The organism is Calothrix sp. PCC 7507 (assembly GCF_000316575.1).
Taxonomy (GTDB): Bacteria; Cyanobacteriota; Cyanobacteriia; order Cyanobacteriales; family Nostocaceae; genus Fortiea.
In genome coordinates this window covers 6,307,906-6,333,408 of record NC_019682.1, presented here as the reverse complement: position 1 = coordinate 6,333,408, position 25,503 = coordinate 6,307,906, and the positions used below count along the sequence as shown (strand labels likewise).

The 25,503-nt window shown below is 41.1% G+C and carries 19 protein-coding genes; 6 read left to right on the top strand and 13 right to left on the bottom strand.

Annotated elements, in window-relative coordinates; all coding sequences use genetic code 11:
* Positions 1 to 295: 295 nt before the first annotated feature.
* Positions 296 to 694 carry a DUF6335 family protein gene (locus CAL7507_RS27145; protein WP_042342541.1) on the top strand — a complete coding sequence of 133 codons (399 nt, stop codon included), beginning with the start codon at positions 296 to 298 and terminating at the stop codon, positions 692 to 694.
* A 222-nt stretch (positions 695 to 916) separates the two neighbouring features.
* On the opposite strand, the gene CAL7507_RS27140 is transcribed toward CAL7507_RS27145, so the two are convergent.
* Positions 917 to 1,201, bottom strand: coding sequence for a hypothetical protein (locus CAL7507_RS27140; protein ID WP_015131691.1), 285 nt, complete (start codon positions 1,199 to 1,201; stop codon positions 917 to 919).
* A gap of 449 nt (positions 1,202 to 1,650) precedes the next feature.
* Between CAL7507_RS27140 and CAL7507_RS27135 the strand changes: the two genes are divergently transcribed.
* Complete coding sequence (locus tag CAL7507_RS27135; protein WP_015131690.1) at positions 1,651 to 2,844, top strand: site-2 protease family protein; 1,194 nt, start codon at positions 1,651 to 1,653, stop codon at positions 2,842 to 2,844.
* Between the two features lie 70 nt (positions 2,845 to 2,914).
* On the opposite strand, the gene CAL7507_RS27130 is transcribed toward CAL7507_RS27135, so the two are convergent.
* From CAL7507_RS27130 to CAL7507_RS27105, 6 genes are all read right to left on the bottom strand, one after another.
* Positions 2,915 to 3,658, bottom strand: coding sequence for a hypothetical protein (locus CAL7507_RS27130; RefSeq protein WP_015131689.1), 744 nt, complete (start codon positions 3,656 to 3,658; stop codon positions 2,915 to 2,917).
* Between the two features lie 4 nt (positions 3,659 to 3,662).
* Positions 3,663 to 4,568, bottom strand: a complete 906-nt coding sequence (locus CAL7507_RS27125) for a DNA adenine methylase (protein ID WP_015131688.1) — start codon at positions 4,566 to 4,568, stop codon at positions 3,663 to 3,665.
* A 104-nt stretch (positions 4,569 to 4,672) separates the two neighbouring features.
* Complete coding sequence (locus CAL7507_RS27120) at positions 4,673 to 4,993, bottom strand: helix-turn-helix transcriptional regulator (protein ID WP_042342540.1); 321 nt, start codon at positions 4,991 to 4,993, stop codon at positions 4,673 to 4,675.
* A 22-nt stretch (positions 4,994 to 5,015) separates the two neighbouring features.
* Positions 5,016 to 6,008 carry a TMEM43 family protein gene (locus CAL7507_RS27115; protein ID WP_160166367.1) on the bottom strand — a complete coding sequence of 331 codons (993 nt, stop codon included), beginning with the start codon at positions 6,006 to 6,008 and terminating at the stop codon, positions 5,016 to 5,018.
* A 111-nt stretch (positions 6,009 to 6,119) separates the two neighbouring features.
* Positions 6,120 to 6,848 carry a biotin/lipoate A/B protein ligase family protein gene (locus CAL7507_RS27110; RefSeq protein ID WP_015131685.1) on the bottom strand — a complete coding sequence of 243 codons (729 nt, stop codon included), beginning with the start codon at positions 6,846 to 6,848 and terminating at the stop codon, positions 6,120 to 6,122.
* A gap of 20 nt (positions 6,849 to 6,868) precedes the next feature.
* A complete protein-coding gene (locus CAL7507_RS27105) occupies positions 6,869 to 7,348 on the bottom strand; it encodes a YbjN domain-containing protein (protein WP_015131684.1) in 480 nt (159 codons plus the stop codon).
* Between the two features lie 189 nt (positions 7,349 to 7,537).
* On the opposite strand from CAL7507_RS27105, the gene CAL7507_RS27100 reads away from it, so the two are divergent.
* Positions 7,538 to 8,554: an aromatic ring-hydroxylating dioxygenase subunit alpha gene (locus CAL7507_RS27100; RefSeq protein ID WP_042341631.1), complete on the top strand. Its 1,017-nt coding sequence runs from the start codon at positions 7,538 to 7,540 to the stop codon at positions 8,552 to 8,554.
* A gap of 528 nt (positions 8,555 to 9,082) precedes the next feature.
* On the opposite strand, the gene CAL7507_RS27095 is transcribed toward CAL7507_RS27100, so the two are convergent.
* From CAL7507_RS27095 to CAL7507_RS27070, 6 genes are all read right to left on the bottom strand, one after another.
* Positions 9,083 to 10,330 carry a glycosyltransferase gene (locus tag CAL7507_RS27095; RefSeq protein WP_042341630.1) on the bottom strand — a complete coding sequence of 416 codons (1,248 nt, stop codon included), beginning with the start codon at positions 10,328 to 10,330 and terminating at the stop codon, positions 9,083 to 9,085.
* A 181-nt stretch (positions 10,331 to 10,511) separates the two neighbouring features.
* Positions 10,512 to 11,771 (bottom strand): glycosyltransferase family 2 protein, encoded by a 1,260-nt coding sequence (locus CAL7507_RS27090; RefSeq protein ID WP_015131681.1) that lies wholly within the window; start codon positions 11,769 to 11,771, stop codon positions 10,512 to 10,514.
* A gap of 348 nt (positions 11,772 to 12,119) precedes the next feature.
* The gene (locus CAL7507_RS27085; protein WP_015131680.1) at positions 12,120 to 12,587 is read right to left on the bottom strand and encodes a DUF2141 domain-containing protein; all 468 of its coding nucleotides are present in this window, start codon (positions 12,585 to 12,587) and stop codon (positions 12,120 to 12,122) included.
* A 19-nt stretch (positions 12,588 to 12,606) separates the two neighbouring features.
* A complete protein-coding gene (locus CAL7507_RS27080; protein WP_015131679.1) occupies positions 12,607 to 13,611 on the bottom strand; it encodes an NAD(P)-dependent oxidoreductase in 1,005 nt (334 codons plus the stop codon).
* A 70-nt stretch (positions 13,612 to 13,681) separates the two neighbouring features.
* Positions 13,682 to 14,860: an ABC transporter permease DevC gene (gene devC / locus CAL7507_RS27075; RefSeq protein WP_015131678.1), complete on the bottom strand. Its 1,179-nt coding sequence runs from the start codon at positions 14,858 to 14,860 to the stop codon at positions 13,682 to 13,684.
* A 57-nt stretch (positions 14,861 to 14,917) separates the two neighbouring features.
* Positions 14,918 to 16,123 carry an ABC exporter membrane fusion protein gene (locus tag CAL7507_RS27070; RefSeq protein WP_015131677.1) on the bottom strand — a complete coding sequence of 402 codons (1,206 nt, stop codon included), beginning with the start codon at positions 16,121 to 16,123 and terminating at the stop codon, positions 14,918 to 14,920.
* 928 nt (positions 16,124 to 17,051) lie between these two features.
* On the opposite strand from CAL7507_RS27070, the gene CAL7507_RS27065 reads away from it, so the two are divergent.
* The 3 genes from CAL7507_RS27065 (at position 17,052) to CAL7507_RS27055 (ending at position 25,129) form a co-directional block, all read left to right on the top strand.
* Positions 17,052 to 18,371, top strand: a complete 1,320-nt coding sequence (locus CAL7507_RS27065) for a ParB N-terminal domain-containing protein (protein ID WP_015131675.1) — start codon at positions 17,052 to 17,054, stop codon at positions 18,369 to 18,371.
* Positions 18,372 to 19,234: 863 nt separating this feature from the next.
* Entirely contained in the window at positions 19,235 to 19,519 is a 285-nt protein-coding gene (locus CAL7507_RS27060) for a hypothetical protein (protein WP_015131674.1), read from the top strand.
* A 306-nt stretch (positions 19,520 to 19,825) separates the two neighbouring features.
* Complete coding sequence (locus CAL7507_RS27055; protein WP_015131673.1) at positions 19,826 to 25,129, top strand: type I polyketide synthase; 5,304 nt, start codon at positions 19,826 to 19,828, stop codon at positions 25,127 to 25,129.
* The last annotated feature ends 374 nt before the right edge of the window (positions 25,130 to 25,503 follow it).

Sequence of the window (25,503 nt, the reverse complement as noted above, 5' to 3'; positions counted from 1 at the left end):
ATACTTAGGAGTTAAAAGCATGAACAAAAATCTCTGAAATTTGAGCATAAAAAGTAGTTATGAGTTAAGAAGTCGGTGGTTGGTTGCTTGGGATTGACAACTTCTAACTCATAACTAATAACTGCAACTACAAGTGGCTTGACCATGAATTCATACTTACAAGCGTATGCTGATCCTATTTAAGTAACTTCGTTCCTAAGGGATAGATTGTTTTATTACTAAAGTTATACATCTCTAGTCAGACAAGATTTTGGCAGTAAAACGTTATGGTGAGGATGTAGAAGTGGCTAGTATTATGGCAGCAGAAAACATTAATACCGAAGAGATTAAATCTGGTGATTTACCCCAGGAAATTACCGAATCTTATGGCACTGGTGTAAAAGACTTGCCCGGATATAATATCGGTGGGCGATTTATTCGAGAAGAACAGCGTGAGTACACACAAACTAGTCCCGAACTAACGGGTGGTGATGTTGATGCTGATTGGGAAAATGCGGATGCGGTAGGAGAAGAAGCTGTTGGTGGAACTGCACCGACACCGGATCAAAATGTAGTCGATGAACTAGGAGCAGCCGTAGGGCTGGAAATTAATGATTACGCATTTCTGCGGACAAACGAGATTTTAGAACAGCGTGATGATACTCGCTGGGAGTTAGATCCGAAGTCTTCTGAAGATTATAAGGAGCGAAGATAGATGAGATAGCGGACTGGGAGCATCTCGCTTTCGTAGAAAGCCATGTAAAACCTCACTTCCAGTCTCTCCTAAGTATTGTAGGGTTGGGAAACCTCTGCTCTCTACATATAGCGGTTTTCGGTCAGATGCAATACAGTCGAGGGAGGGGAAACCCCGCCCCTATTTTGCGATTTTAAATCGCACCTCACTGATCAGAAAACCGCCAGATTAATTTTATAGTTGTTAAAAAGTTTTTCTCAAAAAGTTACAAAATAAATAAACTATTTGATAGAAAGTCCATCGAATAGGTTTCAAAATCAAGCCAAAAATTATACTTTGTAATTTTTCAGCACCAGGTTGATAACAATAATAGAGAATCATCAACAATGGCAAAAAAGTTGCATAGACAATAAAGGTGGGAAATACTGAGAAGTTTTTCGCAATTCTCCGAGATTGTACTTCACCTTTAGGGAGGTTTTCAATGTCTATTTCATCAAGGCTTTCCATATAAAAAGCTTGTAAAATCATACTCTCTATCTCAGCTATATAGCATCATCAATTACGTAGTAAAACTCACCATATCATAATCTTAAATTCATCATAGTTCAGTATTTTACAAAGTATTAAGAATTCATGTATTTTACGGATAAACTGTTATGCATTTAAATTACATGTTTACTCGTGGAGTTTGTCATTTATCCTTTGAAATCCAAATGACCAGTAACAGTTAATTGCTTTAAGCTTGAACTAGTATAAAATGTCGGATAAAAATTTTATTTTTCCTGTCCCACAATGATTAAACAATAGAGTTGATTGTCTATTCTAGAGGTTAGAGGATAGCTCTATCTTCAGATTAAAACATCGCTGATGTGCCGATCGCACTTTGGCTCGACTAATGAGATAATGTCTGTATAAAAAAAATACTTTATGCAATGGATATCTTGACTGCTGGAAATATATAGTTTTAGGACAATGTCATGCAAACAAATTGGAAAATTGGGTCTTTATTTGGAATTCCCCTATTTTTAGATCCTTTGTGGTTTGTGATTTTAGGGCTAGCAACCCTCAATTTTGGGGTAGCTTATCAAGAATGGGGAAAGGCGATCGCTTGGAGTGCTGGGTTGGTGATGGCCTTGCTGCTATTTGCTTCGGTATTGTTGCACGAGTTAGGTCACAGTTTAGTAGCGCGATCGCAAGGCATTAGAGTTAACTCAATTACCCTGTTTTTGTTTGGTGGGATTGCGGCTATTGAAGAAGAATCCAAAACTCCAGGAAAAGCATTTCAAGTAGCGATCGCTGGCCCCTTAGTCAGTGTCGCACTATTTTTTATACTGAATTTAGCGAATAGTATAATTCCTGCTAATAGTGTATACAGCATCATGACGGGAGATTTGGCGAGAATTAACCTGGTTTTAGCCTTATTTAACCTCATTCCCGGCTTACCTCTAGATGGGGGACAAGTATTAAAAGCAGCACTATGGCAAATAACAGGCAACCGCTTTCAAGCAGTACACTGGGCAGCCAAATCGGGGCAAATTTTGGGTTATGGTGCGATCGCCTTGGGATTGGCGGTAGATTTTTTTACCAGAGAATTAGCACTTGGTTTGTGGATTGCCCTCATAGGTTGGTTTGGTATCCGCAACGCTAACAGCTACGATCGCATCACGACATTGCAAGAAACCTTGCTGAAAGTGCTAGCAGCCGATACTATGACTTCTGATTTTCGTGTAGTTGACGCCAATCAAACATTGCGTGACTTTGCCGACTTATACCTGTTGGAAACCACCCCACAGGTTTATTTTGCTGCCGCTGATGGACGTTATCGAGGTAGAGTTGCTGTTGACGATTTGCGTTTAGTGGAAAGAAGTGAATGGGAAAGCCAAACTCTGCAAAGCATTGTCCATCCACTCACAGAAATCCCCACGGTTGCAGAATCGACTTCCCTAGCGGAAGTGATTAATAGGCTAGAAAACGAGCAGTTACCTTCTATTACTGTGCTTTCTCCTGCTGGTGCAGTAGCTGGTGTCATTGATCGGGGAGACATCGTGCGGACATTGGCACAAAAGTTAAATTTACCAATCAGCGAAGGGGAAATTAAGCGAATTAAAGAAGATGGTAGCTATCCACCTGGGTTGGAGTTGGGGGCGATCGCGAAGTCAACTATCAGTTAGATTTTAAACCGCCGATGCGCGCAGATAATTTCCCTGAATTATCGGCGTGTATCGGCGGTTAATATTTTAGTTAGCTCTCACTGCTACGCCTGATCTCTCGTTCAATAATTTCCTTAATCAACTCAGGAAGTTCTTTTTCTAAACTGGTAGCTTGTTGTTTTAGCCTTTCGTAGATATCAATATCGTCTTCTGCCCACAAAATATCTACTCTTCTGACCTGCCGCATGGCAATATGCATGTAATTCTCTGGATATGCCCAATAACATGACGAGCAAATAGACTTATCTTTGATGTCCTGCCAATTTTTGCAATGCTCACATGACCAAGATTTCGCTCGATTAGCAGAACCACAAAGCAGCATAAAATTTTCTGGCTTAATATCTGGTTCGCCATCTACTTCAAAAGGAATGCGATGATCGATTTGCAATTCGCGCTCATCAACTTCCTCTAAATAGATGAAACACTTACAGCCATATCTCCTGATCAACTCATCTTTAATCTGTTTTGATAACCCTGTCCTGCCAGATAGCCGAGAAAACCTTACCTGGCCGACATCACCAAACTTATAGGCAGCTATTTTTCTGCCATCACTTCCTGTTACACGGAAGGTTTCTAGAGGAATTCCATGTTCTCGAACATCTCTAGCCGCTCTTGGAGGATGATTGTATCCGTACCTTTCTTTCAGCTCTTCTGTGGTCACAAAACCGTATTCCAGAATATGGTCAATAACAGCCTTGGGTCTTTTAGCCGTCACAGATTGACAAAATTGTATAAAATCATCAGGTAGGAGAGGATGCTGTGGAAAATTATCCATGCTGTTACAAGAGGGTCAGTTGTTTCGGGGCTTTGCTAACATAACTTGCCAACTCTGCAACCCTTTGAATTGGTAAACTTGGCGATAAGTATAAAGACTCGACAGTTATTTCCTCTCTACCCAGTAGTGTTGCTTGTGACGATCGCCCTACTTCAATTTCAATCCTCTTGAGTCCTAATTCTTGAGGTAGTATATTACCAAAGGCTTTATTACCACACTTGCCATCATAGCTAATTGCAAACCCTACGCCCTTGCGATTGAGATGTTCAATAGCTAGAACGAAATCATCAAAATTAATCCCAGAGAAATATCTCGAATCTCTATCACCGCATACACCTTGATAAGGAGGGTCTATATAGACAAAATCACTATTTTTTACCTCGGCTAAAATCTCTCTATAATCCAAGCATGTGAATTTACATTTACCTTTTAAAAGAGTAGAAACACCTTCTATATTCTGCTTCATCTTGTGAGGTTGAGTTCCTTTGCGTCTCTTGTCGGGACTTTGATTGAAAAATCCTTCTGAGTTATACCGAACAGCTCCTTTTACACATCGAGCTAATAAATATAAAAAAAGTTTTGGATCATTGGTTATATTGAATATTTTTCTAATTTCAAAGTAGTGATTTACAGAATCATGATGCTGCTGATTCCATAAATCTAAATAAGCATCTACTATTTCATGTGGTCTTTCTACAATTAACTCTAATAGCTCAATGAGTGGCTTGTTCAGATCATTAAGCCAAAAGTTTTGAGAAATGCATTTAGCCGCAACAGCAACACTGATAGCTGCTGTTCCTGAGAAAGGCTCTACTAACCTCTCTACTCTATCAGGTAAAAACTTGAGAATATCTGATGCAAGGTTCCTCTTACTACCCTGATACTGAATTGGATGAGGTAGACTAGCCATCTTAATGGAAGAAAAAATTATCTTAGTTAGTCTACCATGAGGGGTAAGGTAGATATTTAAATCAGCACAACCGATAATTTTCCTGAATTATCAGCAGTCGTAATTTATGGATATGATATAGCGATCGCCATTGCCACATCCTCACGAGTTCCCCCTACAGCCAAAATTGTCCGAACTATCCAATCCAGAGAAACTGACGGATCTCCTGCTTCCATTTTTGCGACTCGCGACTGACTGGAATTGATTTTTTTCGCCAAAGTTGCCTGAGAAAGCTGATTTTTTAACCGAAGTTCCTTTAAATATCTACTCAAAGATAGCTTCATCTCAATCAAAGCTACCTCTTCAGGTGATAGTTCTAAAAAATCTCCAGCATCCCCTACCCGCCAACCTGCTGCTTCTAGGCGTTGACGTTTAATGGTATCCACATAATTTTCAGTATCATTATCATTAATACGCAATTCTACGTTGAAACCATCGTAATGCGACAACTAATAATAGTAGCGAAATAAATAGTACCCAGAAATAATTGTAAGTTATGCAAGAAACAGCGATCGCTACAATAGAAATAAATATTGCTATTCCGAATGTTAAACGACATGATGTAGGCTGTGGAGAATACGAATATACAATAATCCACATCAGGAGAAAACCAACAATTGGCATCAAAAGGAAAAAGCCCAAATTTGCTTTGTATTGAGAATTTATCTCGGCGATCGCTGCATCTCGATTTCCATAATAGACATTATATATTCGAGAATTTTTATAGGGGTAAGGGACAATTTGGTTTTTATCCAACTTCCCGAAGACTGTAACATTTTTAAGTTGCGGTACTCCTTCGTAATGAATCCGCACATCACCTGCCAATAAACCAGAACCAATGTAAATATAATTGCCTTCTCTTCTGGGAATACTACCAACGAGACTTAAGAATGTTGGAGATAATATCAAATCTGTCTTCGTTTTGGGTTTTGGGATAACAACGTCACTATCCGTTAATTGAATTTCGGTGGGTTCCGGCAGAGATATTTGCAGAGGATCAATTTTATAAACTCCAATATTGGCAGTTTGAACAGACTGCGAATTACTATGAATTTTCAACGTAGGATTCTTGTGGTTTTCCCGCTCCTTAAACTTTCCAGAATTTGGTGGATATTCTAACCATAGTTGCGTATATGTATATTCTGGTGGATTATTTTCAGAAACTTGTGATTGTTCTTCTACCCAAGACAACATTCTCACTTTACGCTTTAGGGTAATGTAAGGTCCAGGTTTTAAGTAGGGTGAATCTCTTAGTAAAGGAGCAGTTAAATCTCCTGTTACAGACACTAATTTTCCCTGAGCATCATTGCTAAAGCGATTAGCTGCTATCGGAATGCTTGATTTCTGGATATCTATAGAGTTAATGCCTCCACTACTTGCCCATAGTAAAAAAACTGCCACCAGGAAAGTAAAAATGGTCAGTAGAAAACCGTACATTGGTGCAATAGTATTTGTATAAAACTTTTCTAGTATGAATGGATACTTAAAAAGTGTCAATAGCAACAGTCAGCATCAGGCTAATGTTGCTAAAATCGCTTCCCATTCATCTTCAGAAAGAGGTTGCACAACTAGCTGCATATTAAAACAGTCATTAGATGCAGCCATCAAAGCTGCAACAATTTTTTCTATACTCAAGTTTTGGGGTAATTGTACATTCGTAAAAGATGCTGCACCAAAAACTTGAGCAAATAAATCTGCATCGGGTTGCAAACGCATAGAACCATGTTGCAAAATTGCCCCACCACGTCGTAGTTGAGCGCTACCAATGAGTTTAGCCCCATTTGGCAAGATTAAATCTGCACCTGTAGCAGTGCCAAAACAGTTGGGGTTATGGATGTAGCCTCGTCCATCTGTACCATAGTGCAATTCCACATCGAGCGATCGCCAGCCTTGAATCAAAAACTCACAAATTTTTTGGTAAGCCTGGAGGCGACTACCAATCAATCCAGATGTGACGATAGCATAAGTTAAATCACCTTGGTGTAAAACAGCTCTACCACCAGTAGGACGCCGCACCAAATCCAGCTTTTCACCTTCCCAAGTGAGATGCTGCCAATATTCGGGGTATTGGCGTTGATGATAGCCCAGAGAAATAGCGGGTGGCGACCATGTATAAAACCGCAGCGTTGGCGGATGCTGTCCAGATTGATGCTGTGATAGCAACCAGCAGTCAATCGCCATCTGCACATTGCCAGAGGCTGCTATTAAAGGAATTAGTCGCCAAACCTGCTGGCTATCCATCGGACACAAAAATCCTAATCTCAAGCTGTACCAAATTCAGATTGTAAGGCGTCATCGTTATCATCGGCGATCGTGGCCACGATGGTAATTAGTCGAGAGACTTCCCCAGGAGACAACTCTGCCAAGGTGCGTGTCGAGATCACGACCACTTGATTATCAATAATGCCAAAACGGGCTTCAAAGGTGCTAGAACAGTTCAACTCCAACAGATGGCGCAGCAATTTAGGTTCATCTTTGGCTGGTAACTTCAGCACTGCAGACCAAACTGTGATGGTATCTTCATCAGTTTTACCGCTGAGTTGGACAAACACTTCCACACTGCCATACTTAAACTTCCATAGATAACCACCTTCTGGTGAGTGGCTAACCATTGCACTGTCATCTTGTTCTAGACTGTCGATGACATTTTCAATGATTTCTACATGATTAATGCCTGTAGTCTGTGCGATTAACTCATCAAGGAATTCATCGCTAGTTAGGGTTTCTTGGTAGTTTGCCATACAGATTTTTGTCTCAAAATACTCACTGTTTTATCTACACATACTTTATAGCTTGTGGCAAGGTTCGTTTTAGCTCCTAAGGTGATAGTCTGGCATTAGTCAAGAGTTAAGAGTCAAGAGTCAAGAGTCAATAGGAAAGAATTATTGTCATCCCCAATCCCCAGTCCCCAGTCTGTGCAAAGTCGTGATATGCGTCAGTTAGGCATTAATCCAAATCATTGGTATGTAGTTGCACGTAGCTATGAAGTCACAAATAAGCCTACAGGTGTGACACTGTGGCAACAGGCGATCGCTCTCTACCGAGATAGTACAGGAAAAGTCCATGCTTTAGAAGACCGCTGTCCCCACCGTCAAGTTAAACTCAGTCACGGGCAAGTAATTAGCGATGAATTAGAATGCGCTTATCACGGTTGGCGCTTTAATTCTACTGGTGAATGTGCAGCAGTTCCATATTTAGCAGCAAATCAAAAACTGCCAAGTTGTAAAATTCGCCGTCACTCAGTCAAAGAACAAGATGGTTTTATCTGGTTATTTCCTGGAGATAAAGAACCATCCACAGAACCGATGGGTTTACCAGAGTGGGAACATTTAAATTATATTGCCTCAGTTGCAGTAATTGATTGTCACGCTCATTATTCTTATTTAATTGAGAACTTGATGGATATGTATCATGGGCATTTACATCAAGATTTACAAGCTTGGGCAGAAGCATCACTACAAGATATTAACGAAGATGCTAATCGCGTAGATGCCCACTATACAGCACAAAGTTATTATAAAATAGATAGAATTTGGTCTATATCCCAGTTATTTTTCCCAGCTTTGCGGCAATTACATTCTGAGCCATTAGATGTCAGTTATATTTATCCTCATTGGGCTTCCAAATTGGGGAATGATTTTAAGATTTATTGTTTATTGTGTCCAGTGAATGAAACACAGACAAAGGCTTATTTAATTCATTTCACATCATTAAATGCCTTTTGGCGATTACACAAATTGCCTGTGTGGTTCCGACGATTTGTCAAAGATAGTTTGTTTAATGCGGCGAAAAAATTACTTGATGGTTTGGTGATCCAAGATGTGCAGATGATTGAAGAAGAACAGCAAGTGTATTTGCAGAATCCAGAAATGCGAAATTATGAGTTGAATCGAGCGTTGGTAAGTGTGCAAAAGTTGATGAGAAGTCAGGTTGAGCAAGTTGAGTAAATAATGTTGGGTTTCACTTCGTTTCACCCAACCTACTGAACTGGCACAACTAAAATAGTGCTTTAGACGTAGGTTGGGTTGAGGCTTTGCGAAACCCAACATTATCTCGTTACAATTTAAATTTTTTAACATAGTTATAAATATTTGCGCTTATAGCGTTTCTCGGTCTAGTAAGGTACGGTCTAAAATAATTAAACGCAGATAAACGCAGCGAAAAGTTGAGCCAGTGCGGTGGACGGGTTTCCCGGCATAAAGGAGGCAGGTGCTAACAGCGGGTTCCCCGACTTAAAGCAACTGCCGCCAACTGGCGTTGCGCGTCCGGGTAACAGGAGCGCAAAACTTTTCAAGACAGATGAACGCAGATAAATTTGTACTTCAGTAGCCTAGGAAAGGCTATACCTACTTATATGGAGTTTTTATGTTTTGATTTTTTTTTGACAACACAACAAAAAAATCAGGAATTTTAATTAAGATTCCTGATTTATAATCCAGCCATTTTTTTTCAGCTAATCCAGCAATTTTCACACTCTACTTATGTGATATTGCAATTAGTCTATAGAGTGTTTCTTCAAACTTTTCCATACATGAAGACCAATCAAATTCTAGTATGGAAGGGCGAGCCTGCTGAGACACTTTTGCTTTGAGTTCGGGATTTTGTAAAATCGCAATCACTTTTTGAGCAAAATCTATTGGGTTATTGGGTGCGGCTAAAAAACCGTTAACCCCAGAGATAACTTGTTCTGGATTTCCGCCAGCGTTTGCTGCAACAACAGGGGTTCCAGATGCTAAAGCTTCCATATTAGTTGTACAGAAGTTTTCGGTGACAGAAGGGTTAACAAATATGTCTGCTCTAGCGAACCAACCCAAAAGTTCCAAACCGTGAGATTCACCCCAAACGGTAACGCCAGATTTAAATTGTTGGGCACGTTGACGGATTTGCTGATCAAAAGGGCCACTACCAATAATTACTAAATGAACATCAGGAATTTGGGCAGCAATTAGTGGAAATGCATCTAAAAGTTGAGTGACATTCTTCTCGGCAGTAATGCGTCCGACAAATAACATGGTCGGTCTGTTATCTTCAGGAATTGGATTATAAGCAATGTTCTGGGGATGGAATTTTTCGCAATCTATCCCTTGATAAGGAACGTATTCACTGCGTTGGCATTTCCAGGTTTTATATTTAGCCAGCAGTTCTCGAGATGGAAATAAATTGAAATTATAAGTCTCACTGAACTGTTTGACTAAAATCGGCAGGATGGGACGTAGCAAGTTAAAAAACACATTGCCTAAGTAATATTGGATGTAGGCAATAATATCAGTATGAAAGATCGATACAATTGGAGTGCCCGTGCGTTTGGCGTATTCAACTCCTACAGGGCGACCATAACCTTGTAAGTAAAGTGAGTAGAATCCTCTCAGTTGAGGGGCTTCTTCAACTATGATAATGTCAGGCTGAAATTTCTCTAATAATTTAGTGTCACTCCAATGGCGATAGCTTAATGGTTGGGGAAGAGATTTATAGAATATCAGCGGTTTTGTCGGGAATGCATAAGAGGAAAAGTTGGGGAAATGCTGTAATTCCTCTAGTCCAGACATCGGGCGATTACCGACTTTTTTAGGGTACTGGTTGTTGATTTCAGGATGGATGAGAAAAACTTCATGTCCCTGCTGTAACAACCAGTGGACTCGCTGGTGTACTGCTACGGAAACTCCTGTGAGGAAGGGAGCATACAAACTTGTAAATAGTGCAATGCGGAGAGGTTTTTTCATAATTTTTGGGGAATGGGGATTGCACTTCGACTCCTTTCGGCTACGCTCAAGGCGAGCCGCTCAGTGACCAGGGAATGGGGATTGGGGACTGGGCTATTATTTATCTGTCTCCCTTATCTACCTACTTCCCCTCTGTCAATATGGGAAAATTTAATGCGTCAGAACTCGCGTCCTAATATTCGGGTCACAGAGATAACTTGCGATCGCCTGTTTGATCTAACAATTGGTAAGGTTGGTATTTAACTAACCGGATGTTCCAAGGGCCGGCAACTTCATAAGTGATACCGCGCCATGTCACCGTCGGCATCCACAAAGAAGACAACAGTCCTAATCCATAAACCCACTGTGTCAGGGGAATGCCAATCAACATTTTACCGATGGTATTAGTTGATAATTTAGCGATCGGCTGGCTATGATGACTAATTACTTGTTGCACACCTTGCTCTAAAATCAGCATCAGCCAGAGTAATCCTAGGGTATAGCTGCCATAGCATCCCAATAAGAGCGCCGCAGTGTCCCATTTTCCAGATAATATCGCTCCGATCAACGTTAAAATTGTGAGGGTAGGAAATAAGATGCTGGAAATAGCATCGCCTACAACAGCCGACCAACGGGGATGATAAAGCCGAGAACAAAGCAATTGCCGTCCAATCCAGTCTCTTACACTGGGCAAATCACACTCTGCTTGATTCAGCATCAATAGAGAAGGCACAAACTTCACCTTGATCTTATATTTGCCCAAGACGCTACGGATCATCATGTCTTCGCAAAAAGCTTGACTCCACTTATCTAGCAGTCCCGTTTCGCGCAGCACTTTGGTTTTAATTGCCAAACTCCCACCCCAAGGAATCTGGAATAGGTACATCTGCACAACTGTCGATACATTACCTATGTAGCGCACTAAAGAACCCCAATAGTTACCTGTGGGTACATACCAACAATTACCTGTTGTCGCCCCCACTTTAGGATCGGCTAGAGGGCTGACTAATTCACGCAGCCAATTAGGATGAACTACTGTATCAGCATCGACTAGAGCAACTACCTCGTAGGAATCATCCAACTCAGAGACGGCTTGGACTATAGCACTGCATTTGAGACTGCAATTACTGCGTACTACCGTTAAAGGGCTAATTTGCACATTGGTAGCTCTTGCTTCTTGGATAGTATCAGTAGCAATTTTCCATGCAGCATCTTCTTGATGATCGACGATCAGCTTTAAATCATATTGAGGATAGTTTTGCTGTAAGAGCGATCGCACACAGTTGGGTAAAAATGGATCAGCACCGCGTAGACACAAAACGATCGCAGTTTTAGGTAGCTGGTGATCTGGTAAAGATTTTTTTTGGCGTGAACGCAGAGACCATAAAAAGACCAGGGTTATACATACTTGAATAACCAGCCAACCCAACAAAGATTTACACAAAAACATCTCAAAATCAGGCATTCAATTTCAATCCTTCTAAAGAATGTAAATCTGTTTTGAAAATAGGGATTATAGGCTAGAGATTAATTCATTTGTAGAGTGGATTTAGATCCCCGACTTCTTGAAGAAGTCGGGGATCTGAACTGCAAAGCCGTGAGAATGTTGGGTAAAGTATTGCCTCAGCCCAAGCTACTCATAATGCACAAAATTAGCTGTATCTGTAGGAAAGGATGTGGTGGGCAATGCCCACCCTACAAATACATATAGCGGTTCCCATTCAGGTGCGGTACAAAATTATATCGCAAGCTGTAGTAGCACAGCAGTGCCGTGCCCTTACGGGTGTATCTCACGTCACCGAGAATTGCTATATTAGGGATCGAGGGAATACTTGACAGTAATGTTGACTGTGGTGTCTTTATTCAACAAAAATTTGGCATCACGAAACTCTGGTGAACCAGTTTGCACTGAAACCGTGGGATTGTTAGAGATACCAAAACCTTCTGTAGGAATCCCAAAAAAGTCCTTATTGAGTTTGCGATCGCCATTTTGATCATCAACTATGGCAACGGCATAATTTCCAGGCTTTAAACCAAAAAATTTCTGTTTGAGAGTACGTCCAGTGATTTTAGTACAAGCACTCTGGGTCAAACCAGATGTCTTTTCAGGAAATCCTTTTTCCTTACCATAAATACCTATACAAATCTGACCTTTGTTATGTTGAATACCATTAACTACAACAGTCAGTGTTTGCGTTGGTAAAGCATTGACAATTTTAGCCGAGCTAATACTTGCTAAGGTAGCGATAATCAAGGCAGTAAATTTAGAAAATTTTAACATGATTTGGTAGTCTCCTAACCTATTTCATCAATTTTTGGATATCTGTTTTTTCCAGCCATTCCTGTGTGAGTCGCAATCCCTCTTCTAAGTCGATTTTTGGTGCATAATTCAACAGGCTTTGTGCTTTAGCAATCGAATAAGCATGAGGACGAGTCATAAAATCTACAGATTCCGGTAGAATATCGGCTTTTTTCCGGAAAAGTTTTTGACCTTGGACACGTAACTTCAGAAACAATTTGATTTCATCTTTTCCTAGAGAAAGAGGTGCTGGTGAGCCGGAGATTTCTGCTAGCCGAGTAAAGTAATCTTTGCCAAAAGTTTTTTGTCCATCGGTGATATTAAAGATTTCCCCGTAAGGTTCTTTTTGTATAGCTAAAAAGATGGCATCAATTAAGTTATCGACATATACATGATTGATGATTCCTGGACTATCGTTAGCACAGGCGAATAATTTTTGGCGCATAAAGTGGACTGGGCGAACTATCCAGGGGATAGAACCTGGACCGTAAACATCTCCAGCGCGGATAATCACGACACCCAAATCTGGGGGATGATTTAATTGTAAAAGTGCTGTTTCGGCTTCTATCTTTGTTTGGCAGTAGGGATTATTTTGAGTAGATAATGCTTCTGATTCGGTGACATTTGCCGGATAATCAAAGCCATAAACTAGCACGCTGGAGAGATGAACAAAAGTTTTAACCCCAGCCATTTTGGCAGCTTTCGCTATATTGACAGCACCATCAACATTTATTTGCCGAAAATCCTTAATTTCGCCGGCTTCTTGAGCCAGTTGTGCTGTGTTGAGAACAATGTCTATTCCTTCACAAGCTTTTTGAGCAACAGCAAAATCAGTAATACTACCAACAATTACCTCAACGCCCAAATTTTGCGCTTTTTTATCTTGATCAACAGAACTTTGTAGTCCTCTAACTTTCATTCCCTGTGCTATGGCTAACTCGGCAGCACGCAAGCCAATAAATTCGTCAATTCCAGTGATGAGGATAGTTTTATTTTGCAGATTCATAGAGTAGGGGGTATTGGTAAATTTGAGGGCTGTGAAATCCCCAACTTAAAAAAGTCGAGAATCTGAATAATTAGAAAATATCAGCAGGGTCTGCAGAACGGAGTTTGTTAATGGCGAGAGAGCCGGAAGTAATGCACATTAAGACAGTTGATATTAAGACAAGCATGGCATTATTAAAATTCATCATAATGGGTAGCTTTGTGGCTTTCATCGCAAAATCATACAGCCCTACCGATAAGATTAATCCTGGTATATAACTGATAAATGCCAAGATTAAAGCTTGTTGAAAAACAACATTTAATAAATAGCTGTTGGCGTAGCCAATAGCTTTCAACGTGGCATAAGCAATAAATTGAGTCGCAATGTTGCTGTAAAGAATTTGATAAACAATGACTACACCAACTACCGCAGCCATTGTCAACATGAGGTTCAGTATAAAACCGATAGGTGTTCTGACAGCCCAATATTTTTTCTCAAAATCAATAAAGCCTTTGTATGTGAAAATTTGCACATCATTAGGTAAACTGGCTTGTAATTCTTTGAGAACTTTGTTAGCATCAGTACCAGTTTTTAGCCTAATCACACCTATATCGATCATTTCAGATGGACGGCTATTGGGATTTATCCTCAGAAATGTTGAGTCACTGACAATTAAATTTCCATCTACGCCAAAAGAAGGGCCTAGGCTGAATAAACCACCAACTCTAACTCGATAACCAATTAAGGAATTGAAGGGATATATCTCAATTGTCTGTTCAGTATTACCCTGAGTATATTTATCAGCAATTGGCCCAAATTCAGCCCGCGAATCTCTGTCAAAAAGCATGACATCAGGAATTTTGAGTTTATCTAAGTTTTTCTCAACTTCGGGGATATTTAAAACTGACTTTCCTGGATCAAATCCAATCACGTATATGGAGTATTTCTCACCACTAACGGGATTTTTTAATTTGGCAAATTGTACATATATGGGGCTAACTGATTCTACCCCATTAAATCCCAGCGATTGGTATAAGCGAGTCCGAGAAAAGCTTTGAGTTGAGGTCAAAGACTTATATTGAGAACTGACCAGAAATAAATCGCCGCGTAAGCTTTGATGTACTGCTGTTGCACTAGAGTAAAGAGCATCTTGAAAGCCTAGCTGAATAAACATCAGCAGTACAATAAAAGCAATACCAGCTACAGCTACCAGAAAACGAACTCTTTGTTGGGCTAGCTGTAGCCATGCTAAAGGAATCTTTAAATTCATGGATTTATCAGTTATCAGTTATCAGTTATCAGTTATCAGTCTGCTGACCATTCCCAATTAGATATGAATGGCGACATCTACTTGTAAGTTGCTTAAACGGGCAACTCGTTTGCTATCTTCAGGGTTGTCAATAAAGATTTTCACTTGAACAATTTTGCGGTCTGTATCTGAACCGGGATTGAGACTGAAGATACTTTGTTTGTCAACTTGCCAACCAACTTCGCTGACATATCCCTTTAATTCGCCAGAAAATGCAGTGCTGGTAATGGTTGCTTTTTGGCCTAGACGCACTTTTTGAATATCGGTTTGATAGACTTCTGCGACTACATACATTTGTGATGTTTTGCCAATTTCAGCAAATCCAGAAGTGGAGATAACCTCTCCCGTTTTGGCGTGAATTTTGAGAATTGTGCCGCTGATAGGCGCTCTGAGGTAAGTTAAATCTTGGTCTGCTTTGGCTTGCTTGACAGCAGTCATCGCACTTTTGAGTTGTGTTTGTGCTAATTCAACATCAACAGGACGTATTTCGCTGAGGCTTTTGAGTCTGGCGTTTGCTTCTTTTATCTGGTCTTGGAGGGTGTTCTGAGTGCGGCTGAGAGTGGCTTGGGCTTCTGTTAACTGCTGTTGGGCAGTTTTAAGTTGCAGAGTCTTGCTATCAGCTATGGAAGCGGAAATGCCGCCTTCTTTGTATAATTGCTGATAGCGATCGCTCTCTTTTTGAGCATTCTCTAACTGCGCTTGCAAGCGGACGATTGTCGCCTCTTGGGCTGCATTTTCCCCTTTTAATTGCGATTCAATATTCTTAATTGTCGCTTTTTGAGCCTCAATATCTCCGTTTTTAGCTCCAGATTTAGCCTGGGCTAGTTGGGCTTTAGCAACTTGCAATTTGTCTAAAGACTGTTGTAGAGCTGTTGTAGAACGACGATAATCTTCAAGATAGGCTAATAATTGCCCTGCTTTAACTTGGTCTCCTGCTTTCACCAACAGTTTTTCAACTCGCACACCGTTAATTGAATTTGGTGCAGATAGATAAGTGATTTCTCCTTCTGGTTGTAGACGTCCCAAGGCTGTCACAGCCACTCTTGTAGGAGCTAATTTTGGGGTAGCTGCTGAGTGAGTTTTCACATTATTAGAACGAAACCAAAATGGGGCAAAAGTGTAGAAAGTTACCAAGCCAGTAGCGAGGGTGACGGCAACTGCTAAAACTATTCGCCACTGACTTACTGCTTTTGTGAATAACTGGTTTTCTTTGTTTATCATCATATTTTCGTCCCTATTGTGCTATTTTTCACTTTATGTATGTGTGAAGTAAATTCAGACGTCAGACTTCAGACTTCAGACTTCCCTTGACTCATTCAAAAATTTACCAAGAGGATTCTATCTCTGTGGTTTCACCTGAACAAAATGAATAAGTCTAATTAGTTGTATATGAATTGTTTTACACCCAAGCAGCCGTCAATCAATTTTGGATTTTGGATTTTAGATTGACTCCATACCTGTCCCTTGCACGTTCCCGCAGGGTAGGTAGCGGCTTGAATAAAGAATTGTAGATTTTGCGAAAAGTTGCGACTTGTGGGTTTCCCCCAATAGCAAACTTTTCAAGACGTTAAGATAGCAGCGAAATAAATATTGGCATGATTCCAAACTCTCCTAAATTTTATCCTTGTTTTCAAATGTAATAGCGCTCACAAAAAACTGAGATGTTGAGAATCAGAAAGCGCTAATAATAGTGACGTAAAAATCTAGGATAAATCTGTGTTCAAGTATGGCAATAATTTTTGATATTGTCAACCCATTGAATCTACATAAATTGCTTTTAACTAACCATAATATAAATGTTAAAAAACTAAGTGATCTTGAATACAGACTGAGGATTTTTTTAGATATTTTCGGTATTTCTTTATGTAAGTTTTTAATTTTTATGGTTAATCAACCGCATTTGCTATTATTAACAGACTGTCCTCAGCATAGTTGTGTAGCATAAGACATTCTCATCAATCGAGGGCGGGGAAACCCCGCTCCTACGGGTTGACTGACAGGAGATGTTTAATATACGCATCTCCTGACTTTTGTATTCTGAATACTACCTAAAATATGCAATTTTTTTGGTCGATTAGTGGATGGAAATAAATTAGGTGTATCTTAATGCTATTGTTGGTGTTTTAATTGACCGCATTGAAGAACAGTAATTATGCCTATTGTGTCCATAGACCAAATTCTTATTGGTCGTAACCGCCGTCCGGTCAAGGCTGAAAAAGTTGATGAGTTAAAGGAATCTATTAAGGCTAATGGTCTATTAAACCCAATCACGGTAGATCAGAATTTGAATTTGATTGCTGGGTTACATCGCCTGACGGCGTGTAAGTTGTTGGGGCTAGAAGATATTGAGTGTAATATTGTTACCTATAAAGATGCTGACCAAGCTCGGCTAGCAGAGATTGATGAGAATTTAATCCGCAATGAGCTAGAACCACTGGAACGCTCTGAACTGTGGTTAGAGCGAGATCAAATTCTGGAACGTATGGGATTGCGGGCGAAGTCAGGGGATAACCAACACACCTTTAAAGGTGGTGAAATCATTTCACCACCTTTGAAAAGGACTTTGGAGTTAGCAAAAGAAGCTGGATATTCTGAACGTACCTTTCAGCATGGTAAGCAGATTGCGAAAAGTATTCACCCGGAAGTGAAACAGATAATTAAGGGTACACCAATAGCCGAAAGTCCCACAGCTTTGCTGAAGGTGGCTAGGGCTGGTAGTCAAGAACGCTCTTTGGCAGAAGAGGCGCAAAAAGCTTTAGAGTTAGCCCAAGCGAAGGGAGACGAAGCAGAAGCCAAAAGACAGGCTCAATTGTTGGCTGAGGCGAGGAATAGGCAAAAAGAGTTACAGACATTAGCACACAAAAGTGCTGTAGCCCAGAGAGAGGCTAAGTTAGTTGCCAAAAAAAGACCCAAGACTCCGCAAAATGCGATCGCCCCCGCAACCAAAACTAAAATTGGTGAAGAATGGGTACTTGGTAGGCATTTGGTTTATTGTGGCGATACTGCTGGGCAAGAATTTCGGCATTTATTACCTTCAGATGCCGCACTAGCGATCGCTACTCTATCACCCATGTGGAATCATAATTATTTGGTTTCAGAGGCGCGGGTGGTAGCTGTGCTGCGTTCAGAGGGGCACATTTACGAATTTTATCAGCAGAATCAGATGCCCTTTCAATATGAATTAGTATTGGGCAACCTCTATGTAGGCATTTTTTCCCTTCAATCCATCCCCAAGCCACAGACACCAATAAATGTAGAAGGCATTGAGGGCATAGTTAACTACCTGATAAATTTGTATACCAGTCAGAATAATTTTGTCATTGCGCCATTTATCGGACACGGTGAAATCCTCATTGCTTGCGAAAGATTAGGGCGGATATGTTTTATTGGCGATGAAAATCCCGAATTAGTCAGCCGTGGTATCAGCCGCTGGCAACAATGGACTCTTAAGCAGCCGCAGCGGATGGGGTGAGGGAAGAAGCGGAGGGGCAGGGGGCAGGGAGAAATAACTATTGCCTATTACTAGATTGCCTATTCCCAAATATGTTGTTTACCACGCACTATTCTAAAAATTAATGTTTGCTTTATAAATAACTTCTAGAATTTTTAAGTTGATTTATCTTAAGAATTCATCAAAAAGTTTCTGGCGATTATGATGTTATGCTGAGAAAAATACTGTTGGTACTTTACATAGGCTTTGTATTACTTAAAACGTACTTTATTTGACTATTTTATTACTGTTATTAGTATGTTTTAGGCTACATATACATCAATATAAAATTGTGTAGATTGGGTTGAACATAGTAAAACTAAACAATTGCAGGAAAATGTTGGGTTTCGTTCCTCAAACCAACCTACGATATTCCTATCTGAACCGTATTGCTAGATACATTAACAACTGCGCTCAACACCAGTTGTTCAAGTAGAAAGATTAGTAATAAATAATACGTATATATCAAGCTTTATCTGAGCTTTTTGTCAGTAAAAAACCACGATTGCTCTAAAGTTACTTTAAATAAACGATTTGGTTTATATAAGTTATGCTAGTGTTTGTATTAATTCAAATGATTGAAAGCGGTTAGCTAGATTAGTTACTTTCTTTATTTCATAAAATGTAGAAACTAAACAAAACCCCATTATCAGTGAACAGTTATCAGTGAACAGTTATCTGCTACCAAAGTCTTATACCAATTGCTGACTTCTTTAAACCTAAGTAAAGACATGATTAATCACAGTTATAAAACTGATAACTGATAACTGATAACTGTAACGAGCTTGTCAACTTTTATTGAGTAAATCCCATAAAATATATTATCCTGGACGCTGAAACTGGCTATGACATTTATCAAAATACAGAACGTTGTCATTAACACCAGCTACGTTGCTGCAATTAAGCTAGATAGTCAAACTAGTTTGGGAGAAAAAAGCATTTCTGTTCTCATAGCTACTCCTAAATTTTCAATGTTCCAGTGGGATACAATCGCCCCAAATATTGAGCATTACGAATGGCTGGAATTTACTGGACAGGCAGCTAACGCACTCCAAGACTATTTTAGTAGTTTCAACAATGTCATCGACCTGCTGCCGCAATATCAGGAGTCAATCAAGGCTGAAGTATGAAGTGGGAAGTATGAAGTATGAAATGAATTCTAGATGTTTATTTTGGGCTTCTTGCAAATTCTCTTCCTGTTACCATCTTTTTTCATACTTTATATAGCAACCTGAAACAGGCTTGAAAATCTCTTGATATCCTCAGCCACTTAGCAACTGCTATACCTCATAATTTCCCAATATTTCATGGGGTGTTGATTCCCAAAAAAAGCATTTAGCCAAGACTTGAGCGAAGACAGAGCTTCTGATTGTTGGTAGGTGACAGAAATTACTGTAGCTTCGCAATTCACAGTACCTCAGATTAGTCTATGCCCTATGTCTGCTTATTCAATTGATACTGCTTTGGCAGAATTAGAGAGCCTGATAAACAGTTGTGAAAAGGATTTGATCAAGTTTATAGAGGAAAAAAAAGTGAATTCAGAAAAACCAATGTCCATTAACAAGATTAACAGAAAACTGCAACAAAATCCTATAGCCATTATTGGTATGGCATCTCTATTTCCCCAGGCGAGAAACTTACGGGAATATTGGCGCAATATTGTTAATAAAATTGATTGTATTACTGATGTTCCCTCGACACATTGGAGCGTAGAAGATTACTACGATCCGAATCCCAGAACAACAGAAGATAAAACCTACTGTAAACGCGGTGGTTTCATTCCTGAGGTTGATTTTAACCCGATGGAATTCGGCATTCCTCCCAGCATTTTAGAAGTCACAGATGTATCGCAACTATTGAGTTTAGTAGTTGCAAAAGAGGCAATGGAAGACGCAGGCTATGGCGAATCTCGTGAATTTAGCCGCGAAACTATTGGGGTAATCTTAGGCGTGGCGATGGCCAAGCAATTAGGAATGCCACTTTCTGCCAGATTAGAGTATCCCATTTGGGAAAAAGCCCTGAAAAGCAGCGGCTTATCTGATGAAGATACTCAAAAAATTGTGGAGAAAATCAAAAGCGCTTATATCAAATGGGATGAAAACGCCTTCCCTGGGATGTTAGCGAATGTAGTCGCGGGACGCATTGCTAACCGCTTGAATTTTGGCGGGATGAATTGTGTTGTTGATGCGGCTTGTGCTAGTTCCTTTGGTGCTTTGAAAATGGCCATTAGCGAACTAGTCGAACATCGCAGCGACATGATGCTAACTGGTGGTGTGGATACCGACAACACCATCATGGCTTACATTTCCTTCAGCAAAACCCCGGCGGTTTCTCCGAGTGAACATGTCAGACCTTTTGATGCTAAATCTGATGGGATGATGTTGGGTGAAGGGATTGGGATGATTGTCTTGAAGCGTTTAGAAGATGCGGAACGCGACAACGACAAAATCTATGCAGTCATCAAAGGTATCGGGACTTCTAGCGATGGACGCTATAAGAGTATTTATGCGCCCCGCAAAGAAGGACAAGTATCAGCTTTACGCCGTGCTTATGATGATGCTGGGTTTTCTCCCGCTACCGTAGGTTTGATGGAAGCACACGGTACTGGGACAATGGCTGGGGACCCCACCGAGTTCGGGTCTTTAAGAGATTTCTTTAACGAAGAAGACCAAAAAAGACAGCACATTGCACTGGGTAGCGTTAAGTCCCAAATTGGACATACCAAAGCGGCGGCTGGTGCGGCGAGTTTGATTAAAACAGCGTTGGCGTTACATCACAAAATCTTGCCAGCCACAATTAATATTACCGAGCCAAACCCCAAGCTCAACATTAAAAATTCGTCCTTTTATTTGAACACCGAAACTAGACCTTGGATTCGGGCGGATGGAGAAGCGCCAAGACGGGCGGGTGTGAGTTCCTTTGGTTTTGGCGGGACTAATTATCATGTGGTTTTGGAAGAACATGAAGCGGAACAAAACCGTCCTTATCGCTTACACAATGCACCTGCAGAGATACTCTTATTTGCAGACACTCCAGCGCAATTGGTGATGAAGTGTGAAGAAACTTTGGGTAAGTTGCAGTCAAAAGAAGGAGACAGACACTACGCCCAATTAGTTCAGGATTGCCAAAACCAAGAAATTCCCTTAGCTGCAGCCAGAGTTGGATTTGTTGCGGAAACTCTGCAAGAAGCTTGCAAGTTTATGCAAACTAGCCTGGACTGGTTGAAACTCAAAGGGTCTGCTGCATCTTGGGAACATCCCCAAGGGATTTATTATCGCGCCTCTGGGATGGCACTGGGCGGTAAAGTTGTGGCGCTATTCTCTGGACAAGGTTCGCAATACTTGGAAATGGGACGGGATGTGGTGATGAACTTCCCCACCTTGCGACGAATTTATGGCTACATGGATAGTTTGTTGCTTAAAGATAATTTGCAGCCGTTGTCGCAGATTGTTTTCCCCAATCCGGTATTTGAAGAGTCAGAAAAGAACGCTCAAGTTGCGGCTTTGCAACGCACAGAATATGCTCAACCTGCGATTGGCGTATTGAGCGCTGGGTTGTATTCCATTTTGCAACAAGCTGGGTTTAGGTCAGACTTTGTGGCAGGACACAGCTTTGGGGAATTGACTGCTTTGTGGGCTGCGGGTGTTTTGAGTGACCAAGATTATTTCTTCTTAGTCAAAGCTAGGGGTCAAGCAATGGCGGCACCAGAAGACCCTGACCATGATGCGGGAAGCATGTTGGCGGTGAAAGAAGAAATTAGCAAAGTAGAAGCCGTAGTGCGGCATTATCCCCAAGTTGCGATCGCTAATTTTAATTCTCCCACACAAGTTGTCTTGGCAGGACCCACCGCAGAAATCGCTAAGGTGCGTCAAGCATTGCATGACCAAGGATATGCAGCAGTGTTGCTACCTGTATCTGCAGCCTTCCACACACCCTTAATTGCTTTTGCTCAAAAATCCTTCGCCATTGCAACTAAGTCTGTTAATTTCCAAACTCCCAAAATTCCGGTTTTCAGCAACGTCACCGGGAAGCAATATCCCCAAGAAGCCCCAGCAATTCAAAAAATCCTGGAAACCCACCTTTCCAACTCCGTGCTGTTTAAACAGGAGATTGAGAATATTTATGCGGCTGGTGGGACATGCTTCGTGGAATTTGGACCGAGGAAGATACTTTCTAACTTAGTCAAAGATACATTAGGCGATCGCCCCCATATTACCGTAACTTTGAACCCCAGTACACAAAAGAATAGCGATCGCTCTTTGAGAGAAGCTGCAGTGCAGTTGCGGGTAATTGGGATGAACTTGAAAAACCTCGACCCTTACCAAATTCCACCCACACCCCCCGCACCAGAAGACCAGAAAAAGAAAGCTTTAACCGTGAAATTGAACGGTATTAGCTATAAGTCCGAAAAAACCAAAAACGCCTTCGCCCAAGCTTTGCAAAATGGACATCAAGTTAAGTTAGCAGCTACCCCATCACCAGAGTTTGCGGGAATTGCAGCTGACTTCGCAACTTTAGCAGCGGCGACTCCCACAACCCCAGCCATCGAGGGAAATGGACATAAAAAAACCTCTGTTGTCCCCACCCTCTTAGAAGCAGGGGAACAGGGAGAGAAATCTTTTCCCCCAGCCTCTTACCAGGAATCTAAGATGCCAGAAAAACCTGTAAATTATCAGCAGATTCTCGAAAGTTTAGAATATCTGCTCAAACAGTTCCAGCAAAATCAAAGCGAAAATTTACAACTGCACGGTTCTTATCTCAACCATCAGATTGAATATACCAAAACATTCTTTCAACTGATGGAGCAGCAGAATTCTGTCCTGGCTAACTCTAAAGCAAACACCGAAATTAAGCCTGTAGTCATGGAAGGCTTACAGCGTAGCATGATGCAGTTTCACGCCCAACAAGGTGAAACCCTCCGCATCCATGAAAAGTATCTGCAAGAACAGGTAGAATACAGCAAAAACTTTTTCCAACTCATACAGCAACAATATTCTCAGTTACTCTCGGGTGAAAAAGCAGGGGAGCAGGGGAGCAGGGGAGAAATTCAGCCTGCATCTGTAGCTGCACCTGTTTGGGAAATCCAGCCTGCGCCTGTAGTTGAGACTCCTGTAGTTCCTGCTTTCACAATTGCAGAAATTCCACCAGCACCTGTAGTTGAAATTCCTAAAGTTGCAGAAATTCAGCCAGTACCTGTAGTTGAAACACCCAAAGTTGCAGAAATTCCACCAGCACCTGTAGTTGAAATTCCTAAAGTTGCGGAAATTCAGCCAGCACCTGTAGCTAGTGATTTGAATCTAGCTGAATTGGGTAAACACCTGTTAGAAATCACCAGTGAAAAAACAGGCTACCCCATTGAAATGTTAGAAATGGACATGGATATGGAAGCCGACTTAGGGATTGACTCCATCAAACGGGTGGAAATTTTGGGAGGACTACAAGAGTTATACCCCAACTTGCCCAAGCCAAACTTAGAAGAACTTTCGGAAAAACGCACCATTGGACAAGTTGTTGAGTATCTAGAATCTCACGCTTCCCGCAGTGTCTCTGTTGATATCGCCATTCAAGAAATCCAACAAGCTGTAGAAGTTGCGCCTGTTGTTGAACCAGTCGTCATTCCTCCAGTAGCAGCAGTAGTTGAACCAGTTGCAATTCCTCAAGCAATCCCAGTCAACGAAATCGTTGCATTCACTCCAGAAGTAGAAACAACTGCAACTACTGATTACGCAGACTTAGGACAAACCCTGTTAAACATCACCAGTGAAAAGACAGGCTACCCAGTCGAGATGCTGGAAATGGAAATGGACATGGAAGCCGACTTAGGGATTGACTCTATCAAGCGAGTCGAAATCCTGGGGACGATGCAAGAAATGTATCCTGACTTACCCAAACCGAATCTCGAAGAACTGGGAGACTTAAGGACAATCGGTCAAATAGTTGATTATCTCCAGAAGCTAGCTGCTGGAAGTGAAAAAAAAAAGTCCCAGTTTGAGTTTGACGACGAGCCGATAGATATAGAGCATAACGTCAAACGCCGTCCAGCCAAACTCAAATTTCTCCCCCCACCAGATGATTTAGATTTCACATTACCAGAGGGACACATTGGTTTAATCACCGATGATGGTTCCCTCACCACCTCGGTGGTAGTGCAAAGCTTAATTGAACGTGGTTGGCAAATTGTAGTTTTAAGCTTCCCGCAATCTGTTGTCTCAACACAAGCCCAGTTACCAGCGGGAGTCACACGTATCACCCTAGCCGACTTGAGCGAAGAATTACTGCAACATAAATTATCAGCGATCGCTAGTAACATTGGCAAGATAGGCGCCTTCATCCATATTCACCCAACATTAAGAGTCAAAAACACCATTGGTTACATAGAAGCAGAAAAGGCGATCGTTAAACAAGTGTTCTTCATCGCCAAACACCTGAAAAAATCCCTCAATGACGCAGCGCATTATGGACGCAGTTGTTTCTGTACAGTTACACGCTTAGATGGTGCATTCGGCTTTGAACACAAAGTTAATTATGGAGTCATCGGTGCCGGTTTATTTGGATTAACCAAAACCCTGAGATGGGAATGGCCGAAAGTATATACACGCGCCATTGATTTAAGTCCCGCCCTTGATGCCAAGCAGTCAGCACAACATATTATTGCTGAATTGCACGACTCCAACCTCTATATTAGCGAGGTTGCTTACGGTTCCCAAGGGCGAGTTACTCTAACTACTTCAGCAGAATAAAGGAATGAAGGGGGTGAAGAGATAAGGGAGATGAGGAGGATGAGGCGAGAAATATAGTGGTTCGCATTCAGACACCTCACAAAATTATATCGCCGGGTGTAAGGGCACGGCATTGCCGTGCCCCCTACGGGTGTACCTCACGTAAATAAGAATCGCTATAGTTTCAAACCCGACAGTTCTCGTTTTAATCCTGAGAGTTCGGGTTCTGAACTCGACAGTTCGCCTTTAGAACCCGAAGCTTTTCGTTCAGAACTCGACAGTTCTCATTTTGAACCCGACAGTTCTCACTTCAAACCTCACATGTCGAGTTCTGAACCTCAAACTCCAACCTCAGAACACGATCGCATAAATTCCCAGCCAAATCAACCCAGCAA

Bases quoted from the DNA above. Each gene is read 5' to 3' on its own strand.
- CAL7507_RS27145 (WP_042342541.1), top strand. From the start codon at position 296: ATGGCAGCAGAAAACATTAATACCGAAGAGATTAAATCTGGTGATTTA.
- CAL7507_RS27140 (WP_015131691.1), bottom strand. From the start codon at position 1,201: ATGATTTTACAAGCTTTTTATATGGAAAGCCTTGATGAAATAGACATT.
- CAL7507_RS27135 (WP_015131690.1), top strand. From the start codon at position 1,651: ATGCAAACAAATTGGAAAATTGGGTCTTTATTTGGAATTCCCCTATTT.
- CAL7507_RS27130 (WP_015131689.1), bottom strand. From the start codon at position 3,658: ATGGATAATTTTCCACAGCATCCTCTCCTACCTGATGATTTTATACAA.
- CAL7507_RS27125 (WP_015131688.1), bottom strand. From the start codon at position 4,568: ATGGCTAGTCTACCTCATCCAATTCAGTATCAGGGTAGTAAGAGGAAC.
- CAL7507_RS27110 (WP_015131685.1), bottom strand. From the start codon at position 6,848: ATGGATAGCCAGCAGGTTTGGCGACTAATTCCTTTAATAGCAGCCTCT.
- CAL7507_RS27105 (WP_015131684.1), bottom strand. From the start codon at position 7,348: ATGGCAAACTACCAAGAAACCCTAACTAGCGATGAATTCCTTGATGAG.
- CAL7507_RS27100 (WP_042341631.1), top strand. From the start codon at position 7,538: ATGCGTCAGTTAGGCATTAATCCAAATCATTGGTATGTAGTTGCACGT.
- CAL7507_RS27090 (WP_015131681.1), bottom strand. From the start codon at position 11,771: ATGCCTGATTTTGAGATGTTTTTGTGTAAATCTTTGTTGGGTTGGCTG.
- CAL7507_RS27085 (WP_015131680.1), bottom strand. From the start codon at position 12,587: ATGTTAAAATTTTCTAAATTTACTGCCTTGATTATCGCTACCTTAGCA.
- CAL7507_RS27080 (WP_015131679.1), bottom strand. From the start codon at position 13,611: ATGAATCTGCAAAATAAAACTATCCTCATCACTGGAATTGACGAATTT.
- devC (WP_015131678.1), bottom strand. From the start codon at position 14,860: ATGAATTTAAAGATTCCTTTAGCATGGCTACAGCTAGCCCAACAAAGA.
- CAL7507_RS27070 (WP_015131677.1), bottom strand. From the start codon at position 16,123: ATGATGATAAACAAAGAAAACCAGTTATTCACAAAAGCAGTAAGTCAG.
- CAL7507_RS27065 (WP_015131675.1), top strand. From the start codon at position 17,052: ATGCCTATTGTGTCCATAGACCAAATTCTTATTGGTCGTAACCGCCGT.
- CAL7507_RS27060 (WP_015131674.1), top strand. From the start codon at position 19,235: ATGACATTTATCAAAATACAGAACGTTGTCATTAACACCAGCTACGTT.
- CAL7507_RS27055 (WP_015131673.1), top strand. From the start codon at position 19,826: ATGTCTGCTTATTCAATTGATACTGCTTTGGCAGAATTAGAGAGCCTG.